Annotated in this window: 18 protein-coding genes; 6 read left to right on the top strand and 12 right to left on the bottom strand. The window is 54.5% G+C overall.

Annotation, left to right across the window (positions count from 1 at the left end):
- Positions 1 to 30 precede the first annotated feature (30 nt).
- Genes pstB through ACN28R_RS02740 form a run of 3 tightly spaced genes read right to left on the bottom strand, consistent with a single transcriptional unit; the run spans position 31 to position 4,679 of the window.
- On the bottom strand, positions 31 to 810 hold the full coding sequence (gene pstB / locus ACN28R_RS02750; RefSeq protein ID WP_372490455.1) for a phosphate ABC transporter ATP-binding protein PstB: 780 nt from the start codon (positions 808 to 810) through the stop codon (positions 31 to 33).
- A 51-nt stretch (positions 811 to 861) separates the two neighbouring features.
- Positions 862 to 2,517: a phosphate ABC transporter permease PstA gene (gene pstA, locus ACN28R_RS02745; RefSeq protein WP_095833518.1), complete on the bottom strand. Its 1,656-nt coding sequence runs from the start codon at positions 2,515 to 2,517 to the stop codon at positions 862 to 864.
- Positions 2,514 to 4,679, bottom strand: coding sequence for an ABC transporter permease subunit (locus ACN28R_RS02740; RefSeq protein WP_095833517.1), 2,166 nt, complete (start codon positions 4,677 to 4,679; stop codon positions 2,514 to 2,516). The genes pstA and ACN28R_RS02740 overlap by 4 nt, the downstream gene beginning before the upstream one ends.
- A gap of 367 nt (positions 4,680 to 5,046) precedes the next feature.
- On the opposite strand from ACN28R_RS02740, the gene ppk1 reads away from it, so the two are divergent.
- The 4 genes from ppk1 (at position 5,047) to mgtE (ending at position 10,957) form a co-directional block, all read left to right on the top strand.
- Positions 5,047 to 7,119: a polyphosphate kinase 1 gene (ppk1, locus tag ACN28R_RS02735; protein ID WP_048637995.1), complete on the top strand. Its 2,073-nt coding sequence runs from the start codon at positions 5,047 to 5,049 to the stop codon at positions 7,117 to 7,119.
- Positions 7,119 to 8,651, top strand: a complete 1,533-nt coding sequence (gene ppx, locus ACN28R_RS02730; protein WP_095833516.1) for an exopolyphosphatase — start codon at positions 7,119 to 7,121, stop codon at positions 8,649 to 8,651. Before ppk1 ends, ppx begins: the two co-directional genes overlap by 1 nt.
- Positions 8,652 to 8,882: 231 nt before the next feature.
- Complete coding sequence (locus tag ACN28R_RS02725; protein WP_072065851.1) at positions 8,883 to 9,098, top strand: YfgG family protein; 216 nt, start codon at positions 8,883 to 8,885, stop codon at positions 9,096 to 9,098.
- 434 nt (positions 9,099 to 9,532) lie between these two features.
- Positions 9,533 to 10,957: a magnesium transporter gene (mgtE, locus tag ACN28R_RS02720; RefSeq protein WP_048637992.1), complete on the top strand. Its 1,425-nt coding sequence runs from the start codon at positions 9,533 to 9,535 to the stop codon at positions 10,955 to 10,957.
- 78 nt (positions 10,958 to 11,035) lie between these two features.
- Here the strand turns inward: mgtE and ACN28R_RS02715 are convergent, their stop codons facing one another.
- The 6 genes from ACN28R_RS02715 to galT form a co-directional block, all read right to left on the bottom strand.
- Positions 11,036 to 12,094: a hypothetical protein gene (locus tag ACN28R_RS02715; RefSeq protein ID WP_095833515.1), complete on the bottom strand. Its 1,059-nt coding sequence runs from the start codon at positions 12,092 to 12,094 to the stop codon at positions 11,036 to 11,038.
- Positions 12,095 to 12,101: 7 nt separating this feature from the next.
- Positions 12,102 to 13,157: a hypothetical protein gene (locus ACN28R_RS02710; protein ID WP_095833514.1), complete on the bottom strand. Its 1,056-nt coding sequence runs from the start codon at positions 13,155 to 13,157 to the stop codon at positions 12,102 to 12,104.
- A 5-nt stretch (positions 13,158 to 13,162) separates the two neighbouring features.
- Entirely contained in the window at positions 13,163 to 14,629 is a 1,467-nt protein-coding gene (locus tag ACN28R_RS02705; protein WP_095833513.1) for a hypothetical protein, read from the bottom strand.
- Positions 14,629 to 17,229 (bottom strand): type VI secretion system Vgr family protein, encoded by a 2,601-nt coding sequence (locus ACN28R_RS02700; RefSeq protein ID WP_236840175.1) that lies wholly within the window; start codon positions 17,227 to 17,229, stop codon positions 14,629 to 14,631. The genes ACN28R_RS02705 and ACN28R_RS02700 overlap by 1 nt, the downstream gene beginning before the upstream one ends.
- A gap of 239 nt (positions 17,230 to 17,468) precedes the next feature.
- Positions 17,469 to 18,638 (bottom strand): galactokinase, encoded by a 1,170-nt coding sequence (gene galK / locus ACN28R_RS02695; RefSeq protein WP_095833512.1) that lies wholly within the window; start codon positions 18,636 to 18,638, stop codon positions 17,469 to 17,471.
- A gap of 9 nt (positions 18,639 to 18,647) precedes the next feature.
- Positions 18,648 to 19,688, bottom strand: coding sequence for a galactose-1-phosphate uridylyltransferase (gene galT / locus ACN28R_RS02690; protein ID WP_095833511.1), 1,041 nt, complete (start codon positions 19,686 to 19,688; stop codon positions 18,648 to 18,650).
- Between the two features lie 323 nt (positions 19,689 to 20,011).
- Here galT and galR point away from each other — a divergent pair, with 323 nt between their 5' ends.
- Entirely contained in the window at positions 20,012 to 21,022 is a 1,011-nt protein-coding gene (gene galR, locus ACN28R_RS02685) for an HTH-type transcriptional regulator GalR (RefSeq protein ID WP_095833510.1), read from the top strand.
- A gap of 107 nt (positions 21,023 to 21,129) precedes the next feature.
- Here galR and ACN28R_RS02680 read toward each other — a convergent pair whose 3' ends face one another.
- Entirely contained in the window at positions 21,130 to 22,458 is a 1,329-nt protein-coding gene (locus tag ACN28R_RS02680) for a D-serine ammonia-lyase (RefSeq protein WP_095833509.1), read from the bottom strand.
- A gap of 366 nt (positions 22,459 to 22,824) precedes the next feature.
- Between ACN28R_RS02680 and ACN28R_RS02675 the strand changes: the two genes are divergently transcribed.
- Positions 22,825 to 24,015, top strand: coding sequence for a NupC/NupG family nucleoside CNT transporter (locus ACN28R_RS02675; RefSeq protein ID WP_048639840.1), 1,191 nt, complete (start codon positions 22,825 to 22,827; stop codon positions 24,013 to 24,015).
- Between the two features lie 58 nt (positions 24,016 to 24,073).
- On the opposite strand, the gene ACN28R_RS02670 is transcribed toward ACN28R_RS02675, so the two are convergent.
- Together ACN28R_RS02670 and ACN28R_RS02665 are read right to left on the bottom strand one after the other, a co-directional pair.
- Positions 24,074 to 24,583, bottom strand: a complete 510-nt coding sequence (locus tag ACN28R_RS02670; protein WP_095833508.1) for a heme-degrading domain-containing protein — start codon at positions 24,581 to 24,583, stop codon at positions 24,074 to 24,076.
- Between the two features lie 121 nt (positions 24,584 to 24,704).
- On the bottom strand, positions 24,705 to 26,021 hold the full coding sequence (locus ACN28R_RS02665; protein ID WP_095833507.1) for an MFS transporter: 1,317 nt from the start codon (positions 26,019 to 26,021) through the stop codon (positions 24,705 to 24,707).
- Positions 26,022 to 26,047: the final 26 nt, after the last annotated feature.

Below are 26,047 nucleotides of genomic sequence, written 5' to 3'. Positions count from 1 at the left end.
CATAAAACCGTGTATTAATCGCCGTTATTTTTAACCGAATCGCCCGGTAATATAATCCTCCGTTCGCCGTTGAGCAGGGGAAGTAAATAAATCATCCGTCTCGTTATATTCTATCAACCTCCCCTGGTGGATAAATGCCGTATAATCAGAGACTCGCGCCGCCTGTTGCATATTATGCGTCACCAGCACCAGCGTAAAATGCTGCTTCAACGCGCCGATCAACTCTTCAATAACCAGCGTTGAAATAGGATCCAGCGCCGAAGTCGGCTCATCAAGCAACAGCACTTCCGGCTTAATGGCAATGGCCCGGGCTATCACCAGGCGCTGCTGCTGGCCGCTGGAAAGCGTCAGCGCGTTATCTCCCAGCCGATCTTTCACTTCATGCCACAATGCCGCCGCACGCAAAGCATGTTCCACCGCTTCATCCAGTAAACGCCGGTCCCGAATGCCCTGCAGCCGCACCCCATAAATGACATTTTCGTAAATAGACTTGGGAAAGGGATTCGGGCGCTGAAAAACCATCCCTACCCGGCGGCGCAATACCGCCACGTCCAACTGCGGATCGGTAATCGACATGCCATCCAGCCAGATATTCCCCTCGGTACGGCAATCATCGACCAGATCGTTCATACGATTAAAGCAGCGCAGCAACGTCGATTTGCCGCAGCCGGACGGCCCAATCAGCGCGGTCACCTGATTTTTGGCGATACGCAGGGAAATATCATTCAGCGCCTGCTTAGCGCCGTAGTACAAATTCAGATGATCCACCGCCAGCGCGACCCGATCGTCGCTGAACGAGGGACTATCCATCGTCGGCAATGCCTTTACCTGTTTTATAAGCCCCATAACCTCATCCTAAATTCAGAGCGACAGCGTACGATATCTTTCACGCAACACGTGGCGGATCCCCATCGCCGCAAGATTCAACCCGACAACAATCAATACCAGCAGCAGAGCCGTGATATAGACCAACGGCCGCACCGCTTCAACGTCCGGACTTTGGAACGCCAGATCGTAAATCTGAAATCCCAGATGCATAAATTTCCGTTCCAGATGAAGATAAGGGAAAAGATCGTCAACCGGCAGCACCGGCGCCGATTTCACCACCCCCACCAGCATCAGCGGCGCGGTTTCCCCGGCTGCGCGCGCGACGGCCAGAATCAGCCCGGTCATCATCGCGGGTATCGCCATCGGCAGCACCACATGCCATAAGGTTTCCGCTTTCGTGGCGCCCAAAGCCAGAGAACCATAACGTACCGACATAGGGATACGTGATAATCCCTCTTCGGTGGCGACAATCACCACCGGCAATGTCAGTAACGCCAGCGTCAGCGACGCCCACAGTAGCCCCGGCGTACCGAATGTCGGATTAGGCAACGCCTCGGGATAAAAAAGCCGATCCAACGAGCCGCCGATCAGATAAACGAAAAATCCCAGCCCAAATACGCCATAGACGATCGAAGGCACGCCAGCCAGATTGACCACCGCGATCCTTACCCAACGAGTCAGCATATTTTTCCCAGCATATTCATGCAGATATACGGCCGCCACCACGCCGAGCGGCATGACGATAATGGACATTAACACCACCATCAATACCGTGCCGAAAATTGCCGGGAACAGATGTCCGGGATGACTGCTGTCGGGCGAGTAGTGCGCCAGCATATATCTGACCTGTTGCGCCCAATGCTTTATTTTCTGGCCCAGACTCATCACATTGGGATACCAGGCTTGCTCGACGTCTCTGAGCGGAAAAAGATGCACCGCGCCGTCCGCATCGCGTAGTTGCACGCTATCACGATCGATATCCTGGTTAAGCGCGGTTAATTGCTGAGACAGCGCCGTAAAATGCCGATTTAATTCGCTGCGTTCAGCGTTGATTTGCGCCTGAGCCCGACTGTTCAGCGTATTGGCCTGCCGCCGTTTTTTCTCTTCCAGGCGCAACATCTCAAACTGTTGATTGATTTTCGCCATCTCGCCCAAGCGGATATCCTGCGCCATCCGCGACAACGCCTGAGCCTGCCTCACCCGGCGATGCAATGTCCCAGGCAGATCGTCTGCCAGCAAAGGCTGCCCATCTTCCAACATTCCCGTCAGATAACCGTAAACCGTGCTGTTATTCGCCAGCCGCAGCACCAAAATATCCGCGGGTTTGCTAAGGCCGACAACATCACGGGATAGCAGAGTACGGAAACTCCGGCCATAGATTTCACGCTGACCGGTTTTGATCACATAGCGCGTCACCGATTGTTCCGGCAGCGGCGACGACAGCAGCTCCGCATCCCTAAGCTGTTGCGACGACAGCGTTTGCTGGTCATAAATCTCGCCGATAAGCGCAAAGGGCTCGCCCGCCGCCTCTTGTTTTAACGTAAAGAGCCACACGGGTTGCGGCCACAGATAGCGCATGCCCTGACCGGCCAGCAAAACGAAAATCGTCGCCATCGCCAGCAGACTGATACTAATAGATGATGCCGTCAGCCACACCCACGGCTTGCCGGACTGAAACCAGCGCTTCACGTATTCTCTCCTTCGTCACGATAGCGTCGGCGCAAACGCTGGCGAATCGACTCAGCCAGCGTATTCACCACAAAAGTGAAGACAAACAGCGTCAGCGCCGTCATAAACAGCACCCGGTAGTGACCGCTGTTGATGACGGCATCCGGCATTTCAATGGCGATATTGGCGGCCAGAGACCGCAGCCCCTGAAGTAATCTTGCGTCCATAATCGGCGTGTTGCCCGTCGCCATTAACACGATCATGGTTTCCCCGATGGCACGGCCGAAACTGAGCATCAGCGCGGCGAAAACCCCGGCGCTGGCGGAAGGCAGCACCACGTGCCACAGGGTTTGCCAGGGCGTGGCGCCCAACGCCAGCGAACCCTGTCTTAAACGGGCGGGAACGCTGAACAAGGCATCCTCCGCCAGGGAAAAAATCAGCGGAATCAGGGCAAAACCCAATGCGACACCCGCCACCAGCGCATTACGCTGGACGAAATCATCCCCCAGCCATTGATATAAAGGCTGGCCTAATATCCGCCCTTCCAGAATCGGCCCCAGCCAACAGCCGATCACCAGCGTCAATAAGATGGTCGGCAGCAGAAATAACACATCCCAGCCGGCGGGGAAAAATCTACGCCAGTCGGCGGGCAGGGATTCCAGCAACCAGCCGCTGCCGAGCACGGATAACGTCCATAAAAGCGGCATGACCAGGATGGCGGACAGATAGGCGGCAAAATGCGGCGCCAGCCAGATGGCGGCGATCAACCCAATCACCACCGTCGGCAAGGCTCCCATAATCTCCAGCGTCGGTTTGATCCAGCGCCGCAAGGCCGGCGACATGAAACAGGCGGTATAAATGGCGGAAGAGAGCGCCAGCGGCGTAGCGAAAAGCATCGCGTAAATCGCCGCTTTTAACGTTCCCAGCAGCAGCGGCATCATGCTGAACTTCGCCTGATAGGAATCATCCGCCGACGTAGACTGCCAGACATATCCGGGCTCGGGGTAATTCTCATACCAAAGTTTTTGCCACAGCCCGCGCCAGCCGATGTCAGGATAAGGATTATCCACTTTATACGTCTGCCAGCCATTCGCCGTTTCAACCAGCATGACCTCACCACGCGGGGAAAATGCCAGCGACCGCGCATCCGGCGCGATATGTTGGCTCAGTAACGCCTGCGATTGTTTGCTGGCAAACAGCGACAGCTCGCCCAGCGGCGTCAACGTGGCGAATACCCGCCGCCGCGATTCGCTGGCTAACAATACCGATGCGTCCGCCATCTGAGAGAATTGGCGGATTGCCGTCAGTTGCATACCGTTTTCCGTCGGCACATCGAACCACTGGGTGATCTGCCCGTCGGCAGCCTGAACCAGAAGTGAACGCCCGCCGGACAACAAAGCCAAATGCAACGCGCCCCGTTCAGCCAACTGACGCGTTTCCCGCAGCATCAACCGGGCGTCCGATTGCCACACGCTGAGCTGCGTACCGTTGAGAAGATAAATTTGCCGGCCATCCGGCGTTATCAGCAACTGATCCGCCGCTTTTTCGGGCAGTTCCACCTGCGCTGTTTGCTGTACTCCCATCTCCCCGATTTCGCTAACCACCAGCCGGTAGTCCTGGGTGACGACCGCGACGATCAGACGTTTTTCCGTGCTCGCCGCTATGGCCAACTGGCGTAACGGCTGCGCGGGCACGCCCAGCGACAGCGGCTTGTCGCCAAAGGGGAATTGCCACCGCGGGGCGGTATTGCCGGTCAGCGGCAGCACCGGTTGCACAATGCGAATCCGGCCGTCAGCCTGGCTAAGCGCATAAATCTGCCGATCGTCGTGACTTTCCGCCAGTAAATCCACCGCTGGCGCCAACTGAATACGCCGCACCGTTTGGCCGGAAACAAGTTCGATAAATTCGCCATAGCCCTGCCGGTCAATACGAAACCCAATCCGCCCGCTATCGCCGATCCCCACGGCCAGGGCGGGAACCGCGGCGTTTATCGGGATCGCTTTTTGCTCACTGACGGAAGGTGAAAGAAAAATCGGCGTCACGACATACAGCAGATAGAAAAAAATCGATAGCAACGCCATCAGCACCAATAAACCACTGCCCGCCACGATGCGCCGCGTCAGGCTATCTATCCACGCCCGCCGGCGATCCCGGTGCTGTAATCTGTTATCTGTGTTTTCCATCGCTCTCGCCGTGATATCCCACTCGTCAGAGTTTCTTTATTTGTTCACCCCCGTAAAAAACGGGGTAGCATATGTTGCCTTTACCCTCATAATATGACAACGGTAAGTCGGTCTGCGTATTGGATTTTATCGTCATGAACGCGCCATAATGCTGTTATATCCTTCGCCTTTCGAGTTGTAGCGGCGTTGGCTTGTCAAAATTACCCTTCGAGGCCGCTGTATGTCGCGTTCAAATCCGCTTCTGGCGGATTTATCCCCAGGTTACTGCGTTGACTAAACTGATGGGATTCGTACGGTTGCCGACAGGCTACATCTTGTGTTTATTGGATATAGATAGACCTTCAGCACATAGTCTAACGGAGTGAAAATGAGTCAGGATAAACTCTACATTGAGAAAGAGTTAAGCTGGTTATCCTTTAATGAACGAGTTCTTCAGGAAGCAGCAGATAAAAGTAACCCCCTGATCGAGCGTATGCGCTTTCTCGGCATTTACTCCAACAATCTCGATGAGTTTTATAAAGTTCGTTTTGCCGATCTGAAAAGACGTATTCTGATTAACGAAGAGCAAGGTTCAGGCGACAATTTACGACATCTTCTGGGAAAAATTCAGGCTCGCGTCCTGAAAACAGATCAGTTATTCGATAGCCTTTACAATGAGTTATTACTGGAAATGGCGCGTAACCAGATTTTTCTGGTTAACGAACGCCAGGTTTCCCCGAATCAGCAGGAGTGGCTGCGGGAATATTTCAGACAACATTTACGGCCGCATATCACTCCGATCCTGATCCTGCATGACACCAACCTGGTGCAGTTCCTGAAAGATGACTACACCTATCTGGCGGTCGAAATTATTCGTGGCGAAGAGACGAATTATGCGCTGCTGGAGATACCTTCCGACAAAGTGCCCCGCTTCGTTAACCTGCCGGCGGAAGCGCCTCGCCGCCGGAAGACCATGATTTTGATCGATAACATTCTGCGCTATTGCCTGAATGACATCTTCAAAGGCTTTTTCGATTACGATGCGCTGAACGCCTATTCGATGAAAATGACGCGTGACGCCGAGTACGATCTGGTGACAGAAATGGAATCCAGCCTGCTGGAGCTGATGTCCTCCAGTCTGAAACAGCGGTTGACGGCGGAACCGGTCAGGTTTGTCTATCAGCGTGATATGCCGGACGCGATGGTCGCCGTTCTGCAGGAAAAACTGGGGATTTCCTCCTACGATTCGGTGATCCCCGGCGGCCGTTACCATAACTTTAAAGACTTTATCTCTTTCCCCAACGTCGGCAGGGCCAATCTGGTCAACAAAACGCTGCCGCAGTTGCGCCACGACGGGTTCAACCACTTCCGCAATGGCTTCGACGCCATCCGCGAGCGCGACATACTGCTCTATTACCCGTACCACACTTTCGAGCATGTATTGGAACTGCTGCGTCAGGCCTCGTTTGATCCCAGCGTACTGGCGATCAAAATCAATATTTACCGTGTGGCGAAAGACTCCCGCATCATTAACTCCATGATCCATGCGGCCCATAATGGCAAGAAAGTCACCGTGGTAGTGGAGCTGCAGGCGCGTTTCGATGAAGAAGCCAACATTCAGTGGTCCAAACGGCTGACCGAAGCCGGCGTTCATGTGATCTTCTCGGTACCGGGACTGAAAATTCATGCCAAACTCTTTCTGATTTCCCGTCGGGAAGACGGCAACATTGTGCGCTACGCTCACATCGGCACGGGTAACTTCAATGAGAAAACGGCCCGCATCTATACCGACTACTCGTTGATTACCGCGGATGAACGCATCACCAATGAGGTTCGCCGCGTATTTAATTTCATCGAGAACCCCTATCGCCCGGTGTCCTTCGAGTATCTACTGGTTTCCCCTCAGAACTCGCGTGATAAACTGTACAAGCTGATCGATAAAGAAATCGAAAATGCGCGCGCGAATATTGATGCGGGCATTACCCTTAAGGTAAATAACCTGGTGGATAAAGGGCTGGTGGAAAGGCTGTATCAGGCTTCGGCCGCTGGCGTGAAAATCAATCTTCTGGTGCGTGGTATGTGTTCGCTGCTCCCCAATTTACCGGGCATAAGTGAAAATATTCAGGCTATCAGCATCGTCGATCGCTATCTGGAACACGACCGCGTGTATGTGTTCAATAACGGCGGCGATAAGAAAGTTTACCTCTCTTCAGCCGACTGGATGACGCGTAACATCGATTACCGCATTGAAGTCGCCGTCGAAGTACTCGATCCCATTTTGAAAAATCGCATTCTGGATATTCTTAATATTCTGTTCAGCGATACGGTGAAAGCCCGTGTGATTGATAAAGAGCTGAGTAATCGTTATGTATCTCGCGGTAACCGTCGTAAAGTACGCGGGCAAAACACCGTCTATGATTACATCAAAGCGCTTGAGCAACCCGGAGACAAACCAGAATAATGCCACTAACAAGTAAAGAGACCAATGTCGTAAAACCCCAGGAATTTGCTGCCGTCGATCTGGGTTCCAATAGTTTTCACATGGTAATCGCCCGCGTGGTAAACGGCGCGCTCCAGGTGCTTAGCCGTTTAAAACAGCGTGTTTATCTGGCTGATGGACTGGACAGTCAAAACCGGCTCAGTGAGGAAGCCATGGAGCGTGGTTTGAATTGTCTGACGCTGTTCGCTGAACGGTTGCAGGGTTTCTCTCCACAGAATGTGTCGATTGTCGGCACGCATGCCTTGCGCCAGGCGGTGAATGTAGAAGAGTTTCTGCGCCGGGCCGCCGATATTATTCCCTACCCGATCGAAATCATCTCCGGTCATGAAGAAGCCCGGTTGATTTTCATGGGCGTTGAGCACACCCAGCCGGAAAAAGGCCGCAAGCTGGTCATTGATATCGGCGGCGGCTCCACCGAACTGGTCATCGGCGAAGACTTTGAGCCCATGCTGATCGAAAGCCGCCGCATGGGCTGCGTCAGCTTTGCTCAGCAGTTTTTCCCCAATGGCGAAATCAGCGAGAACAACTTTAAACGCGCCCGTCTGGCGGCGGCCCAAAAGCTGGAAACGCTGGCCTGGGAATACCGTATTTACGGCTGGGAGTATGCGCTGGGGGCGTCTGGCACTATAAAAGCCACCCATGAAATTTTGCTGGAAATGGGTAAGAAAGACGGCCTGATTACGCCGGGACGGCTGGAAATGCTGCGCGAGCAGATTTTGCAGTTCAAGTCCTTCAAATCGCTGAGCCTGCCGGGGCTGACGGAAGACAGACAGTCGGTGCTGGTTCCCGGATTGGCTATTCTGTGCGGCATCTTTGACGCGCTATCGATCAAAGAACTGCGCCTGTCGGACGGTGCGCTGCGTGAAGGCGTTCTGTATGAAATGGAAGGCCGTTTCCGCCATCAGGATATCCGTATCCGCACGGCGCAAAGCCTTGCCAGTCATTACAATATCGATCGCGAACAGGCTAGCCGGGTACTGGAAACCACGGAGTTGCTGTACGAGCAATGGGCGGAACAAAATGCCAATCAGGTTAACCCGCAGCTTAAAGCGCTGCTGAACTGGGCGTCGATGTTGCATGAAGTGGGGTTGGGAATAAACCAGAGTGGTATGCACCGCCACTCGGCCTATATTCTGCAAAATACCAACCTGCCTGGCTTTAACCAGGAACAGCAGCTATTGCTTTCTCTGATCGTGCGTTTTCACCGTAAGGCCATCAAACTGGAAGAGTTGCCTCGCCTGAATCTGTTCAAAAAGAAACAGTATTTGCCCATGATTCAGCTATTGCGCCTTGCCACGCTCCTGAATAATCAGAGGCAGGCCACCACCACGCCGGAAACGCTGCGCTTGAGCACCGACGATAACCACTGGACGCTGATATTCCCGCGCGATTTTTTCGCCCAGAATAATCTCGTCCAGTTGGATTTAGAGCGGGAGCAGGAATTCTGGCAGGATGTCACCGGCTGGAAACTGAATATCGAAGAAGAGGCGTAACCGCACCGACCGCCAGCGCGAAGAGCATGTCGACGAAGAGGCTAGGCTGATTCAATTCCTGTCAGCCTCTTCTTATCCCCCCTCAACAGCCGCGATCGTCGCTAACTTCTCCGGTTACGGACGCTTTCCGTCACGATAGCCATTTTTTTATGCTGAATGATTGACCTGACCAGATGCTTGTGCATAAATAAATGACAGCGAATGTTCGCTTCCACAGGAGATTTTCCGGTAATGTCTACGCTTACCCATAAACGACGAATATCCATGCGGCCACGACGAAGTGGTACGCGTATTGCTCGTGCCGTATTACTTATCAGTTTTATTATTCTTTTAGGCCGCTTCACTTACTCCACCATCAGCGCGTTTGCTTACCATCAAAACCAACAGCAACAGCGTATCGAACAATCCTTTACTATCTCTGACGTGCCCATCAATAAGAAAGAATAGCGCTTACCTTAATCAACGACTGCTTTAGACCGCATATCGAATGCAACGCCATTATCAGGCATCTTGTCATGCCACGATTCGTCGCGCCTATTTTCTGCCGTCTGTTATTCACGCCTTTCAATATTTACGCGCATTAATCGTAAATCGTTCTATTCTTAATTCACTGATTTCGCGCTATGTTTAGCACATGCCTATCCCGGTGTGTGAAACAGACAGCGCATCCCCGCGATAAGATAAACAGAAAATAAAAATCAGACTGGAAACGGGTGCGTGATACCCCGACCCATTCGAGTTGCAGGAAGAATACATTGCCGTAAATCCCCAGGAGCTTACTCGGGTAAATAAAAACAACACATCCGCGACTTAAAATACGACGGATATATCCGAGATATAGATACATCAGAAATGAAACCATACCGAGCATAAGAAAGCCCATGTCGAATGCAAAAAAAGTTTCCGCCTTACGGCGCCATATTTCTCTTTTACTTTTAGAAAACAGCGATTTGGTTGATGATATTCTCAACCGCCACTCCGGCGACACCGCCACAGACCATAAAGTCCTGCTCGACCAGACGGCCGAAATATGTCAGTCAATCATCGGATTACACGCCGCCGACCTGGCAGATCTGTTGGAATCCCTGCCTTATGATGAGCGCCTGGCGCTCTGGCGGCTGATTCCCATTGAGCGGCGCGGACGCGTGCTGATCGAAGTCTCTGACAGCATCTCAGACGATCTCATCAGCGATATGCGCAATAAAGATATTCTGAAAGCCGTCCGCACACTGGATGTTGACGAACAGGCCCAGTTGGCGCGCATTCTTCCCCGCCATCTGCTAGGGCGGATACTGACCTCGCTGGAGCCGAAACAGCGCGCGCAATTTCGCGGGGCGATCAATTATGACGAAGAGTGCGTCGGCCACATCATGGACTTCAAGCTCATCACCATACGTCCCGATGTTACCCTTGCCGCCGTTCAGCGTTACCTGCGCTACCGAAAAGTCATTCCGGATTCCACCGATAAGCTGTTCGTCACCGATCGTAAAAATACGCTGATTGGCGAGCTGTCGCTGGCTAATATACTACTGAATGCGCCGGAAACGCCGGTATCCGCCGTCATGGACAAACAACCGACGCTATTTCAGCCGGAAGATCAGGCGGATGAAGCCGCAGGGGCTTTTGAACGTTATAACCTGATCTCCGCCCCGGTGGTGGATAGCAAAGGCAAATTAATGGGGCGCCTGACGGTGGAAGATATCGTGGATGTCGTTAATAAAGAGAGCGACAGTAATCTGCGCCGCTCCGGCGGGTTAACCCCTTCTGAAGATGTCTATGCGCCAGTCTACAAAGCGGTGCGTAATCGCTGGACCTGGCTAGCCATCAACCTGTGTACCGCGATGGTGGCCTCACGGGTTATCGGTCTGTTTGAAAATACGCTGTCGCATTTGGTGGCGCTGGCGACCCTAATGCCGATCGTGGCGGGGCTCGGCGGCAACACCGGCAATCAGACGATCACCATGATCGTTCGAGCGCTGGCGCTGCATCAGTTGGAGCACGGGCGAAAATCTTATCTGCTGCTGAAAGAATTGGGCGTGGCGGTGGTCAACGGCGTGATATGGGGCAGCGTTATGGGCCTGATCACCTACGCACTCTATGGCAGCCCCGAGATGGGGGGCGTGATGATGCTGGCCATTCTGCTCAACCTGCTGCTGGCCGCGCTGATGGGCGTATTGATCCCGTTAATTATGGTTAAGTTCGGCCGCGACCCCGCCGTTGGCTCCAGCGTGATGATTACGGCAATTACCGATACCGGAGGATTTTTCATCTTCCTGGGATTGGCGACGCTGTTTTTGTTGCCCTGACGTCCCTTTCTCTGCTTTTACGGTGCCCGCCTGATTTACGGGCATCGTCTCCGAATAGCAACGTTCGCCATTATACGGTCATTGCGCAGCAAACTGCACAACACCACCGTCATCCCGCTCCAGCAGCGTCCAGAGAATCGCCCGTTTCTGCGTGGCTGTGTCCCGCCACTGCGGCAGTATGTCGCCTTGCGCGAAGTGTTGGCGTTCAATGCGCCCGGCCTGATAGGTGCTCCAAAGTCCGCCGTGCGGGCAGACCGTGCCGCTGGGCAGCGTCAGGTGTTTTTTACTGCCGGCCAGCAACGCCTGCTCCCGCTCCGGCCAACGGTACAGTTCGTCCGGGTGACGATTAGGGAAAAAGCCCTGCGGCGGCACCGGAATAAATTCATTTTCCACCCGGTGGATCAGCGTCCAAGTGGCAGGGACTTTTTCAATTTTAGTCCATGAGTAATCGTGTATTCCCTCATCCGAAATAAACTCACTTCTTACCTTACCCTGATTTGCAGTATGTGGAATATAGCTGCGCGGATGGAAAAACTGCGCGCTGGCATACTCCACGTCCGGCAGATAAATCCCGGTCACCGTCACCGGGTCATTCGGCCCCAATACCACAGAAGGGTCCAGTTCATAACGCGGAATTTGCGGCGGTAAGTCAAGCGGGCCAAAGGCACGTTCATTATATCGGTAAGTCAGATTACCCTCATCCCAGTACGATCCGGTAGTAATCTCGATGACTTTGTTATAAATTCTGCCCAGACCAAGCAGATCGCCATAGCGCTCCAGCGCCGCTTCGCTCATCCAGCCTTCCGGCCAGTAGTCGCTGAGCCCTTTGCAGTCACTGGCGACGTTGCCGCCGGTGAAATAGGCTCTCGGATCGTTGTGCTGGCGTTGCAGATAGTCCCTGTACAAGACGGAAAGCGTACCGCGAATATTGGGCAGAATACGGTTGTTCCAGACCACATCATACTGTTGCCATAGCGGCAGACTGCGCTGCTGTGGCGGCAAGTTCTGACTGTAGAGGGCTACCTGATGTTCGCAGTGCTCGACAAAATCCTGCCACACCTGCCAGCGGCGCTGAAAAAAGTCCAGACTAGTAAAGCGCTCAAGCAGGTAACACTCCTGCGGGTGTAGTATCGCCATCTTGCTTTTACCCCGGAAACTGCACAACGCCGCCGTCGTCCCGCTCCAGCAGCGTCCAGAGAATCGCCCGTTTCTGCGTGGCAGTGTCCTGCCACTGCGGTAGAATATCCCCTTGCGCAAAGTGTTGCCGTTCAATACGCCCGGCCTGATAGGTGCTCCAAAGTCCGCCGTGCGGGCAGACCGTGCCGCTGGGCAGCGTCAGGTGTTTTTTACTGCCGGCCAGCAACGCCTGCTCCCGCTCCGGCCAGCGGTACAGTTCGTCCGGGTGACGATTAGGGAAAAAGCCCTGCGGCGGCACCGCAATAAACTCATTCTCCACCCGGCGAATTAATGTCCAGGTAGCGGGCACGTTTTCGATTTTCTCCCAATGATAATCCCGTTTCCCTTCCGGGCTGATATAGTCACTTCTGGACTTTCCCTGAGGGGCAACATGCGGCAGATAGCTAAAGGGATGAAAAAACTGGGCGCTGGCATACTCCACGTCCGGCAGGTAAATTCCGGTCACCGTCACCGGGTCATTCGGTCCCAGTACCACAGAAGTATCCAACTGGTAGCGAGGGACCTGCGCGGGTAGAGCCAGCGGACCAAAAAACTCGTCACTGTATAAATAGGTTAAATTTCCTTCATCCCAGTTTGAGCTAACGGTGCCATGCACCATTTTGTCGTAAATACTGCCCAGGCTGAATAGATCGGAATACCGTTGCAACGCCTGCGGGCTCATCCAGCGCTCCGGCCAGTAATCAGTTAGCCCTTTGTTATCGCTGGCAACCCCCCCGCCGGTAATATAGGCATTGGGGTCGTTATGCTGTAAACGCGTATAACTGCGAGTCAGCCCGGATAAGGTGCCACGAATATTGGGCAACACCCGGTTCTGCCAGATAATATCTATCTGCTCCCAGGCCGGACGACGGCGGAGGTTGGCGGGCAGATGCTGCATAAACAGCTCCACCTGCTGCTCGCAGTGTTCGACAAAGGCGTTGTAGGCCTCCCAGCGCCGGCGGTAGTAGTCAACGCTGGTATAACGCTCCAGTAAATAACACTCCTGCGGGTGTAATATCGCCATCTTGTTTACTCCTTATTCTCATCGTACCAGTTGGTTTTTAGCTTTGGCACGCCGACAAAGCTATTGGCCTCACCGGTCAAATCACGGTAGCCCCAGCCGGTTTTCCGACGCGGTCCCATTGCCTCCCGACGTAGGTCTCCTGGGAAAATCAGCAACTGATTGCCGCCGCCTTCCAGCGATACGGTTGCCTCCAGTACGCCATCGGCGGTTTCTTTCTTGATTTCTTGCGTAGCCGCCGGCCCTTCCCACAGCTTGATGCGTTGGTCATGCGGTACGGTATACACCGCATATTCGCCGTTCTCATTCCAATGTTTCCATACTGCACACTTTTTACGCCACTCGGCCTTACTTTGCAGCGCCAGAAAATCCTTCTCACGCAGCCAGTAAACGCCGTTATCAAGGGAGTCGTTGGCAGGATCCAGCACCCGGTACAATCGCTCTCCCGGTTCGGCATAGGCGGCGTTCATAATATGAAATGTATTGTATTTGTCTTTTAAAAAACCATTTGTAACATCTGGCCACCCTTCGGCAATATGTCTTTTATGCACATCAGAAAGTTCCTTTACCCCTTTATATTTCGCAACCGCATTCACATCCACCCAGTCGGGGCGTTTGAACAGCAATAGCTCTGCTTCTTCGATTTCCTGCAGCTTACGCAGTTTATGCACATTCAGCCCGCTATGGGCGCGGTACAGCGTATTACCTTCGATATGCAGCCGCACCGCCAGCGCCTCCAGCAATTGATTGACCGGCGTCAGGACTTTGCCCAGCATGCTGTCCGCCTTGTCACGCACCGCCGTCAGTCCTTGCAACGTGGCGTCGATGGGTTTTCTGATCGACTCCGGCCCCCAACTCCGCGCTTTCCCTAGCAGTTCACGCGTCGCCGTTATTAGATCATCCAGCACGCTTAACAACGACGGGACACTGATGGATGGCATCATCTCCCGCAGCTTTACGCTCAGATCGATATAGGGATTGTGGCACCCCGCGGCAGAAAGAAACTTTCGCGTAGCGGACATATCAAGGAACTGCTTCAGCTGTTTGATGGCGCCATCTACGATCCGCTTCTTCAGTTGGGACGACATTATCTTCCCGGCCGCGCCCAGCACAGGCTTGCGCGCACCAAAAAACATCACCTTGAACGCCCCTTTGACAAAGGAGCCCAAAACCGGAATACAGCCTATCAGGGTTAATGCCAATGCCACCCAGGCCGCCGTATTGTCCGAGTCCTCGTTGATTTTCCTGCAATTGGCTACCAGATCCCGAACATCACAGATCTGATCGACAAAGGGGATCATGGAAATCACCGTGCCGGTAACCACCTGACCGGTGGTCTGATTATCATTGAAGTCGCCCTGAATCGTTTCCCAGATCCATTGGCCGCAGGCTTCAATTTTTTTCTTTCCCTGTGAAAACCAGCTATCGGGCGCGGCGGTAAAAAACGCCAGTGCGTGATTAAATTGCTGATCCATCAGTTATTACCTCCTGTTATTGTACCCACCCATATATCAGACTCATCCAGCATAGATCGCCATGGATCCCACTGCGGCTCAGGCTTGGACGGCGGCAGTTCGTAATGTACGTTGGCGGGTTCGTCCGGTACATCGTCATGACGGGCATAGCCGTTTTCGTCCAACTTTCCCGTTATTACCGAGCCGCCTTCAAACGTCAGGGTATAAGCCGCGTGAGCCACCGGCGACATATCGAGATCCCTGAGATCAAGCTCCAATACCGCGGGACCGACAGCGGGCAATGCGGGCAGTGGTATGTTCAGGCTGGCGGCGCTCATCTTCTGCACATTGGCCGACTTCAGCAGGATATTTCCCGGACAACCCAGCTCGATATTCCCCCCCTTCAGCCGGATATAGCCCCCGCCGCAGCTCAGCGTCAGCTCTTCCCCCGCCGTGACAACCACCCTGCCCGCCACGCTGCTCACGCTCACATCCTTCTGCCCCGTCAGCTCCAGTTCATCGCTCTGCGCCTGTACCGCCACCTTCCCCGCACCGGCAAACAGCTTCATCCCCGACTTCGACGCATACAGACTCACCTTCCCGCCCGACGCCGCCGTCAGCGCCTTGCCCGTGCTGATGTCCACATCCTTCCTCGACACCAGCGACACGCTCTCCTCGCCCGACGAGATATGCACCTGCTTCGGGCTCACCACCCCAACCCCTTCCGGGCCGTGCAACAGTAATCCCGGCTGCGTTAATCCGCTCAGGCTCTGCACCAGCGTTGTCTGACTCCCGCTCTCGCCCTCGTCCGCCTTCGCTATCCCCGCACCCGACTGCAACGACTTCGCCAGCGACAGCGCCTGCTCCAGCTGCATTATCGCCGCCGACATATCCAGCGCCTCGCCCTGTGCGCCGGGCTGGCCCTCCGCGCTGATGAAAATCCCTTTCCCCGCCCGTATCGCCCCCCACTGGTCGGTGCGCAGCTCAAATCCTTCGCCCCGCTGCTCACGGGTACTGTCCACCAGATGCCCCAGGTTCAACTGCGACTTGCCGCCGTACTCGGTCGACAGCTTGATATGCTCCTTGCCCCGCTCGTCTTCCATCCGCAGCTTGTTGTTGGCCGGCGTGCGGATAACATTGCGTTTGTTGTTCGCCTGCGTCACATGGTCCGGGTGCCGCGAGTCATGCAGCGCATAGGCGATATACGGCCGGTCCGGGTTGCCCTCTTCAAACGCTATCGCCACCTCCGTTCCCGCCAGCAGCGGCAGGTGCATGCCGCAGGTGTCGCCGCTGTAGGGTTTGGCGAGACGCACCCACAGGCTTTCGTAACCCGTCTTCCAGTTGTCCAGGTCGAAGTCGAACTTCACCCGGTAACGCCCCATCTTGTCCAGATGCGCGTATGTGTCGCCCGCGGTAATACTCGTTACCCGCGCCGGCAGCGTCCCCGCTATCCTCGGTCGCGCTTCTGGCTCCGGGCGGAATCCCACCGTCTCGCTGTAGGGAATGCCGGTAAATTTCAGCGTATAGCTGCTGTCGCGCCGCGCGCCGGCGCTGATAGTGGTGATGACTATCCCTTTGGCGAATATCGCCGGCACGCTACCCGCGATTTCCAGCATCTGTCCCGGCGCCAGCGTTGACGCATTGCTCTTCCCGCTCAGCTGATGCTGATTATTCAGCAGCCGTTCGTGGCGCAGCCGCGCGTAGAAATCGCCTCCTTCCGCCGTCTCTCCGCCCGACTCACCGCTGTCCCCGCCCAGCGTCAGATAGTTGTCGCCGTAGCGGTACACCTGCCCGTAAGTGCTCTCCCCGCCGCCGCTCACCTCCGCTTCGGTCTGCAGGCCGTCTCCCGCCTGGCGGTAGTTGTAATCCTTCACCCGCACCGACTGGCTGACCACCTGATGCGCCGAGCTCAGCCCCCATACCGACTCCACCCCGTTGTCGTTCATTCCCGACGGACTGCGCAGCGGCAGGTTCACGTCAAACTGGTAGAACTGCTGGTCGTCGGCGAACACCACCACTTCCCTTTTCAGCCGCGCGTCCATCTCGAAGCGATACCAGATACCCACTTCCGCCAGCAGCCGGTCGATAAACGCCCGGTCGCTCTCCTGCCACTGCATTACCTGCTCGCGTTGCGGGTAGCTGTTGCGCAGGCGGAACTCGAACTGCCAGCCTTCGAACTGATGCTGCCGGCGCAATATCTGCTCGACTATCTCCGGCACCGACTGGTTCTGGTATATCGCCGGCCGCCCGGCATTGGCCAGCAACGCCAGCCGCGGCTCCAGCGTCAGCTGATAGCGCACCTCGTCCGCCGACGCCGACAGCCGCTGAAACTGCGTCACCACCCCGTGCACCGCACGCGCCGAGGCCGCAGGCAGCGCCACATCGCCGAGCGTGACGCCCGGCGCGTTGAAGGTAAAGGTGGCGTCCTGCAACAGCATCTCGCCGGGGGCGATATCGCTGCCGCTGGTAAAGGTTATCTGGTAGCAATAGGTCTGGCTCAGCCCCTCGGTGGCGCTGAAATGCAGCACCGATAACGGAGCGGCATTGCCGGTTACGGTTAACTGATAGCGGGAATGAGACGAAGCGGTAACATGCGGGCGGGCAGAAGTCATGCGTTCCATGCGGTTTCCTATTCATATCCATTGAGAAACTTCAGGCTCGCATTATGCAGAAAAAACGAACAGAACGGCAAGATATTTTAATAAAAAAATGTGATAATATCATTAAAAATCATATATATAATATGCAAATAATGACATTTATCACTATTTCAAGATGAAGAATCAAACAGGATAACGCCGTTTACCCTGTTTGATTGAAATGATTGAAAACCAATCCGCGTAATGGCAGAAGGAAAGTTTCAATTCAATGCCAACGGCCCCGCGCCATTAGAAGGCTGACAGAGGTAGATTGAAGGCGGTAATCCCGTGCGCGCCGGGTATTCGCGTTCAAGCATGCGGCAAACGCCGTCGGTCAGTGCGGAAGGGACCAGCGAAACCACACAGCCGCCAAAACCGCCGCCCGTCATTCTGGCGCCCCCTTGATCGCCGACATCCGTCTGGATCAAATCAACCAGCGTATCAATCTGGGGAACCGTGATTTCAAAGTCATCACGCATAGAGATATGGGACTCCGCCATCAGGGCAAACAGGCGGCGAGCGTCCTGCCGGGCCAGCGCATCGGCGGCCTCCAGCGTGCGGGCGTTTTCCGTAATAATGTGCCGGGCGCGACGAACGACCAGCGGATCCAGCCCGGCCACTCCCGCCTCAAACTGTTCTAAAGAGAGATCGCGCAATGCTTTGACGCCAAAATGGCGCGCCGCCGCCTCACACTGCCGACGGCGGGTATTGTATTCGCTGTCCACCAGCCCACGGCGCACATTGGAATTCACAATCAGGATGTCGAACCCGTCCAGCATACGCACCGCCCGCCCTTCCAGCGATCGGCAGTCGATCAATAACGCATGGCCGGCCTGCCCCTGTGCCGAAATAAACTGATCCATAATGCCGCAGCTACAGCCGACAAAATCGTTCTCCGCCTGCTGACCGGTCAACGCCAGTTCCAGTTGGCTGATATCCAGATGGTTAAGCGTCTTGAAAGTCTGCCCGATAGCCACCTCAAGGGAAGCCGATGAACTTAGCCCCGCGCCCGCCGGCACATTGCCCGCAATCACCATATCCATACCGCTAATCGGCAAGCCGCGCGCCTGCAAAAATTTTACGGTGCCCCGCACATAGTTTGCCCAGGTGTATTGCGCATGTGGTTGAATCGCCTGGGTCAGGTCAAATTCATCCTGTTGTTGGTCGAAGTTTACCGCCACCACGCGCACTAGATTATCCTGCCGGGCGGCCGCGCCGATCACCGTCTGGTAATCAATGGCGCAGGGTAAAACAAAACCATCATTGTAATCGGTATGCTCGCCAATCAGATTCACGCGCCCCGGCGCCTGGATCTCCGCCTGCGGCGTATAGCCAAATAGGCGTTCAAACGTTGATGTGACCGACTGACGTAATGAATCGATACGGTTCATAAAATGCCCTCAAATTTGCTCACGAAAATGGATATCGCTAACGGCACGCAGACGCTCGGCAGCCTGTTCCGCCGTCAGATCGCGCTGGGCTTCCGCCAGCATTTCGTAACCGACCATAAACTTACGCACGCTGGCGGAGCGTAGTAATGGCGGATAGAAGTGGGCATGCAGTTGCCAATGGGCATTGTCTTCGCCATTAAACGGCGCGCCGTGCCACCCCATGGAGTAAGGAAAAGAACACTGAAACAGGTTATCGTAACGGCTGGTCAATTTTTTCAGCGCCACGGCCAGATCGTCGCGCTGCGGTTCGCTTAGCTGCGGTAACTGCCGCACGGCGAACTTGGGCAGCAGCAGGGTTTCAAACGGCCAGGCGGCCCAATAGGGCACCACCGCCAGCCAAAATTCGGTTTCCACCACCAAACGGCTGCCGTCCGCCTGCTCACGCTGCACATAGTCAAGCAACAGAGAAGTCCCGTAGCGCTCAAAATAAGCGCGCTGTTCCCGATCTTCACGCAGCGCTTCATTCGGTAAGAAATCGTTGGCCCATACCTGTCCGTGCGGATGCGGATTGGAACAGCCCATCATCGCCCCTTTGTTTTCAAATACCTGTACCCAGGGATAACGCTGCCCCAGCTCCGATGTCTGCTCACTCCAGGCGTCGATCACCCCTTTCAACGCCGACATCGGCAATTCGGGCAGGCTTTTACTGTGATCGGGCGAAAAACAGATCACGCGGCTGACGCCCCGGGCGCTCTGTATGCGAAACAGCGGATCGTCATTAGGCGATACCGCCGGGGTATCCTCCAGCAAGGCGGAAAAATCATTGGTGAAAACAAAAGTGCCCTGATATTGCGGGTTAACGTCACCGGTGATGCGTTTATTGCCCGCGCACAGATAGCAGTTTGGGTCATGCGGCGGCGGCGGCCGGCGATCGGGCTCATCTTGCTGCCCTTGCCATGGCCGTTTAGCCCGATGAGGAGAAACCAATATCCATTCCCCTTTCAGCGGGTTGAAGCGACGGTGCGGGTGCTCTGTGGGTACAAATAGCATAAAGACCACTCCTCAAAACAAGATAGCCCGTTTTCACCGCGGCAATATTCACCGGCGGTAAACGGCGTCTGTTCACACCCGTTTTTTGTGTGAAAAATAACGGGCATAATCATCGAGATAACCAACCCTAGATAGACAGTGTTTTACTGTTTATCATTTAGTGTAACCGTTTACCCTAAATTTAAACCTCAGGATGACGTTTGGAAAGTGGGGAGTTACTCTGGTCGTGACATCGATCACATAAGCGTCTTCTGCCTGCCGCAGAGGGAAAGATGTGTAGGTAACATCGGAATATTCAACATCCAATTGTTCAGGGAACATACATGGCCACAATAAAAGACGTCGCCCGCCTGTCTGGCGTATCCGTCGCGACGGTTTCGCGCGTCATCAACGATTCGCCCAAAGCCAGCGATGCTTCACGGAAGGCCGTACATAAGGCCATGGCTGAACTGCAGTATCACCCTAACGCCAACGCCAGAGCGCTTGCTCACCAGAGTGCGGAAACGCTGGGGCTGGTGGTGGCGGATGTTTCCGATCCCTTCTTCGGCACCATGGTGAAATCGGTGGAACAAATCGCCCAGGCGACCGGCAATTTTTTACTTATCGGCAATGGCTACCACAATGCCGAGCAAGAGAGAAAAGCGATTGAGCAACTGATCCGTCACCGCTGCGCCGGACTGGTGGTTCACGCCAAAATGGTTGCCGATCAGGAGTTGGCGACATTGATGAGCCACATCCCCGATATGGTGCTGATCAACCGCACGCTGCCGGGCTATGAAAGCCGCTGTGTCGCCTTGGACGACCGCTACGGCGCCTGGTTGTCTACCCGTTATCTGATTCAGGAAGGGCACCGAAAGATTGGTTTCCTTTGTTCTAACCACCAGATTTCCGACTCATTCGATCGTTTACAGGGTTATATCGATGCGCTGAACGAACACAACCTGAAGGTAGATGAGCGGCTGATCGCCCGCGCCGCCCCCGATGAGGTGGGAGGCGAATCAGCCATGACCGAATTGCTGAGCCATGGCGGTAACATGACGGCGGTGGTGTGTTACAACGATTCCATGGCGGCGGGAGCGCTGTCCGTGCTGAGCGATAACAGCATCAACGTCCCTCAGGATATGTCCATCGTGGGATTTGACGATGTGCTGATCGCCCGTTACCTTCGCCCCCGGCTGACCACGGTGCATTATCCCATTGCCGCGATGGCGACGCAGGCGGCTGAACTGGCTATCGCCCTGCATCAGGGAAAACCGCTGAAAGAAACGACCAACATGTTCTGTCCGACGCTGGTTCGCCGTCACTCCGTCAGCCCGCCGCGCGACAGGAAATGATGCCTTTAGTGAAATCGGTTACACTCGTTTCTATTACGCCGATCATTCACTATCGGCAGGAAAGAGCGGATATCTCATCAATTTATCGAAATCTAACGCGCTGATTATCACGTTGCCATCGCCAAATATTTCGCCATCTCGTCCGCGGGCACCATCCCGCCGCCGGTCGCCCAAACCAGATGCGTCGCCTGTTGCAGGGCTTGGCTATCGATTCCCCTAAGGCGCAGATATTCTGCGCCGGCGCATACCCGCAACGGCCCCGCCATCCCCGCCAGAGCGGAGGGTTCCAGTTGAATGTCTTCGCTATGATTGAGCAACCCGAGCAAGTCATACATCTCCCGGTCGCTCAGGGTATAAAAGCCGTCCAGCAGCCGTTCCATCGCTCTGCCGACGAAACCGGATGCCCGCCCCACCGCCAGACCATCGGCAGCCGTCAGATTATCGATGCCAAGATCCTGCACCGCAATCTCATCATGCAGCCCGGTATGAACGCCCAGCAACATACAGGGCGAATGCGTTGGCTCGGCAAAAATACAGTGAACATGGTCGCCAAACGCCAGCTTCAGACCAAACGCCACTCCGCCGGGCCCGCCCCCCACGCCGCAAGGCAGATAGACAAACAGGGGATGCTGTTTATCTACCGGTTTATCAAGCTGTTCGAACTGCCGACGTAAACGGTTGCCGGCCACGGCGTAACCCAGAAACAGCGTACGCGAATTCTCATCATCAATAAAAAAGCAGCGAGGATCCGACTCCGCCTCTTTACGCCCCTGCGCCACCGCCACGCCATAATCCTCAGCGTACTCCACCACATTCACTCCGTTATCACGCAGCTTTTGCTTTTTCCAGGCGCGCGCATCGGCAGACATATGTACGCTGACGCTGAACCCCAGCTTGGCGCTCATGATGCCAATCGACATGCCCAGATTGCCGGTTGACCCCACGGCGATACGGTATTGACTGAAAAACCGGCGGAAACGATCGGAATAGAGAATCCGGTAATCATCATCCAGGCTGAGCATACCGGCCTCCAGCGCCAGCTTCTCTGCGTGGGCCAGCACCTCATAGATGCCGCCGCGCGCCTTGATGGAACCGGAAATCGGCAGATGGCTATCTTTTTTTAACCACATCTGACCGGGAATCGGTTGCCGATAGCGTTGCTCCATCGCTTGCTGCATCGCAGGAATAGCCACCACGTCAGATTCAATAATGCCCCGCGCGGCGGCGGTTTCCGGGAAAGCCAGACACAGATAAGGCGCAAAGCGTTGCAGCCTGGCCTGCGCATCATCGACATCCTCTGCCGTAAGTCCGACATAGGGCAGCCCTTGTTCCAGCGAGGCGACATTGGGATTAAACCAGGTGACGTCGTCCAGATCGATGAGGCGCTGAACCAAAGGATACTGCCTGACAAGTTTTTCAATTTCGGTCTTAGTCATCGCTTTTCTCTTTAATCTCACAATGTAGGCCGGCAAGCGGCGCGAAAACGGACGGCGCCGCGCATCTATGCTTGCAATGACTGCGCCACGTCAATAATCCATAACTCTCGGTTATGACGCGTCGCCCCTCATTATCAAGCCCGACTGCTATTTTATGTGCGTATTGATGGAAATCTCGCCATTATTCGCAGGTATCAAAATAATGAATGAATAAAAATGTAGCGATAACAAGACGCGGCATTTAGTTTGCACAATAATCCAAGATATAATCGCGCTTTTGTGTTCTTCATCTCATTTTTAGTGCACCCGTTACATAGAATGACCTGGAAAACCTGGCCGGCCTCATATTTTGGAGCAAACATGTCCCTGTCACATATTGCACAATTTGCATTAGCATTGGTTGTTGTTGCTGTTTTGGCGTTACTCATTTGCCGCGACCGTAAAAGCATCCGTATCCGGTTCATCATCCAGTTGCTGGTTGTTGAAATTCTCCTTGCCTATTTTTTCCTATACTCGGATATCGGATTAGGGGTGGTAAAAGGCTTTGCCGCTCTGTTTGATAAATTACTTGGTTTTGCCGGTCAGGGAACCGATTTTGTCTTTGGCGATATGGTCAACAGTGATAAAAACCTGATCTCGTTCTTCTTCAAAGTCCTCTGCCCCATCGTCTTTATTTCCGCCCTGATCGGGATCCTGCAATACATCAAGGTATTACCGATTATCATCCGTTTGATTGGCACCATCCTTTCCAAAATTAACGGTATGGGTAAACTGGAATCATTTAACGCCGTCAGTTCATTGATCCTCGGACAGTCTGAAAACTTTATCGCCTATAAGGATATTCTGGGCAAGATGTCTGAAAAACGCATGTACACCATGGCGGCAACGGCGATGTCGACAGTTTCCATGTCGATCGTCGGCGCCTACATGTCGATGCTGGATTCCAAGTTTGTCGTCGCCGCCTTGATACTGAATATGTTCAGCACCTTTATTGTGCTGTCGCTCATCAACCCATACAGAGTTGACGGCGAGCCTGAATTGCAACTGGGCAATATTCATGAAAACCAGAGTTTTTTCGAAATGCTGGGCGAATATATTCTGGCGGGCTTTAAAGTCGCGGTGATCGTTGCCGCCATGCTGATTGGCTTCATCGCGCTGATTGCCGCCATCAACGCGATCTGTAGCGCTATTTTCGGCGTCAGCTTCCAGGACATTCTGGGCTATGTGTTCTATCCGTTTGCCTGGGTTATGGGCATCCCCGCCAATGAAGCCTTGCAGGTTGGCAGCATCATGGCGACCAAACTGGTTTCCAACGAATTCGTGGCCATGCTGGAACTGCAAAAAGTCGCCGGTGAGCTCTCCCCCCGCAGCGTTGGCATCCTGTCCGTATTCCTGGTTTCTTTTGCCAACTTCTCATCTATCGGCATCATTGCCGGCGCAATCAAAGGGTTGAACGAACATCAGGGCAACGTGGTTTCCCGCTTTGGCCTGAAACTGGTATACGGCTCAACGCTGGTGAGCATCCTTTCCGCTTCTATCGCCGGACTGGTGCTGTAACTCTCCTCATGCCCGTACACAAGACAAGCCCCAGGGATGGGGCAAGTAACCGGGCGTCTCAAACGACGCCGGACGATAGCAGCGACTGAACGGTTTGCGGATCCAGACCGGCAAAACGAGCCAGCACGCCAACCAGAAAATCGTGGTCATCCCGGTGGGGAGCGCCGGAAACCGCCACGCTGCCGATGATCCCGCCATTTTTGACGTGTAACGGAAAACCGCCGCCGAAGGCGGCATAGTCGCGCTCATTCACGCCATAACGCGCCGACAATGTTGTCTGGCGAGTCTGTAACATCAGATTGGCGGCATATGAGCTCATTTCCAGCAGGTCGACCACGTTACGTTTGCGGCGCAGCCAATCAACGTTTTCCGCCGTCGAGCCCGGCATGGCATAGCTGAACCAGGTTTGATGATTCACGGTGATATCGATCGCCAATGACAAAGACTGGCGCTGCGCCTGATTTTTAATCGCCTCGCCCAATGACCAGGCCAGTTCTCGATTAAAGGCTGGTAAAACAATCAGTTTTTGCTGTTGCTGACATAATTCGAATTGTTGCTGCACATTCATAACCTCCCCCTTATTTATCATGACGGGCGTTCTGTCCGTTACCCTTCGGGCCGCCGCAGCGGCGATTTTTCATACCGCCCGGCCGTGGCGGCGAGTCGTCCTACGCCGCGGCCGGATCCCGTTAGGTACGCTCAACGCTGCCGAGCGGCTTTACCCCGCGTTTTTTCCCCTGACCGCCAACGGCCATATCACAGTGTTTCGGCAACATGCAGGTGATGAGTCCGGCAATAACCAGGGAGACAGACAGTACGCAAACCGCCGTCGCCTGCCCGAAGAAGTAGAGCACCACGCCCACCAGATAAGGTCCGCAGAAGCCGCCGAGATTCCCCAATCCGTTAATCACCCCGCGCGCGCCGCCGGCGACTTCCGGAACCGCGATACATCCGGGAATCGACCAGAAAGGTCCGGTGGCCGCTTTCAGGAAGAAACCGCATACCACCAGCGAAATATAGGAGGCGACCGGATGGTTTCTGAAGATGACCGAACAAATCAACCCGGCGGCGAAACAGAATAGCGACAGCATAATGAATAGACGGCGTTTACCGGTCTTATCCACCAGCACGGAAATGGTGTAGATTCCCAGGATGGTTGCAACGAACGGCAGGATGGCCAGGATCCCGACGGAAGCCATACTACCGCCGGTCAGGTTCTTCAAAATGGTGGGCAGCCAGAGCGTATAGCCGTAGTCCCCGGTCTGATAAAAGAAGTTCAGGATAATCAGCTTCACCAACCCGTTATTCAGAAAGACTTCTTTTAACGGCGCATTGGTCACCGGCGCGATGTTCATACGCGCTTCGCGTTCACGGGTCAGTTCCGTCACCAGATAATCGCGTTCTTTCGCAGACAGCCATTTGGCCTCTTCCGGGCGATCGCTGATAACAAACCACCACAGCACCATGATAATAGCCGAGAGCACGCCTTCCAGAATAAACAGCCAACGCCAGTCAAGCATATTAATGATAAAACCGGACAACGGCGCGGTGAACATCCCGCCCAGTGGGGCGAACATCATCACAAAAGCATTGGCCCGGCCGATCTCTTTTTCAGGAAACCAGTTGCTGACCATGGTCAAAACCACGGGCAACATGCCCCCTTCAGACACCCCGAGCAAAAAACGCAGCGCCAGCAGTTGATAGTGGTTGGTCACAAAACCGGTCAATATGGAGATAACGGCCCAGGCCAGCAGAGAACAGGCAATAAATTTTCTGCCGCTGCCGTGTACCGCCATTCGGCCGCCCGGAATTTGCAGGAACAAATAGCCGATAAAGAAAATACCTCCGGCCAATCCTGCCATCTGGCTGCCCATGTCTAAATCGGTTTCCATTCCTCCCGGCAGCGCAAAACTGATATTTACGCGATCCATAAAAGAAATAATACATGCGATCATGATAGGAACAATGACACGCAACCAACGAGCATGAGGGATCTTATTGTCCATACTTATTACGCCTTTTCAGAATAAGA

The sequence above is a fragment of the Brenneria goodwinii genome, assembly GCF_002291445.1.
GTDB lineage: Bacteria > Pseudomonadota > Gammaproteobacteria > Enterobacterales > Enterobacteriaceae > Brenneria > Brenneria goodwinii.
Note: the sequence above shows the minus strand (reverse complement) of the source record. Positions and strands in the feature narration are given on the sequence as shown.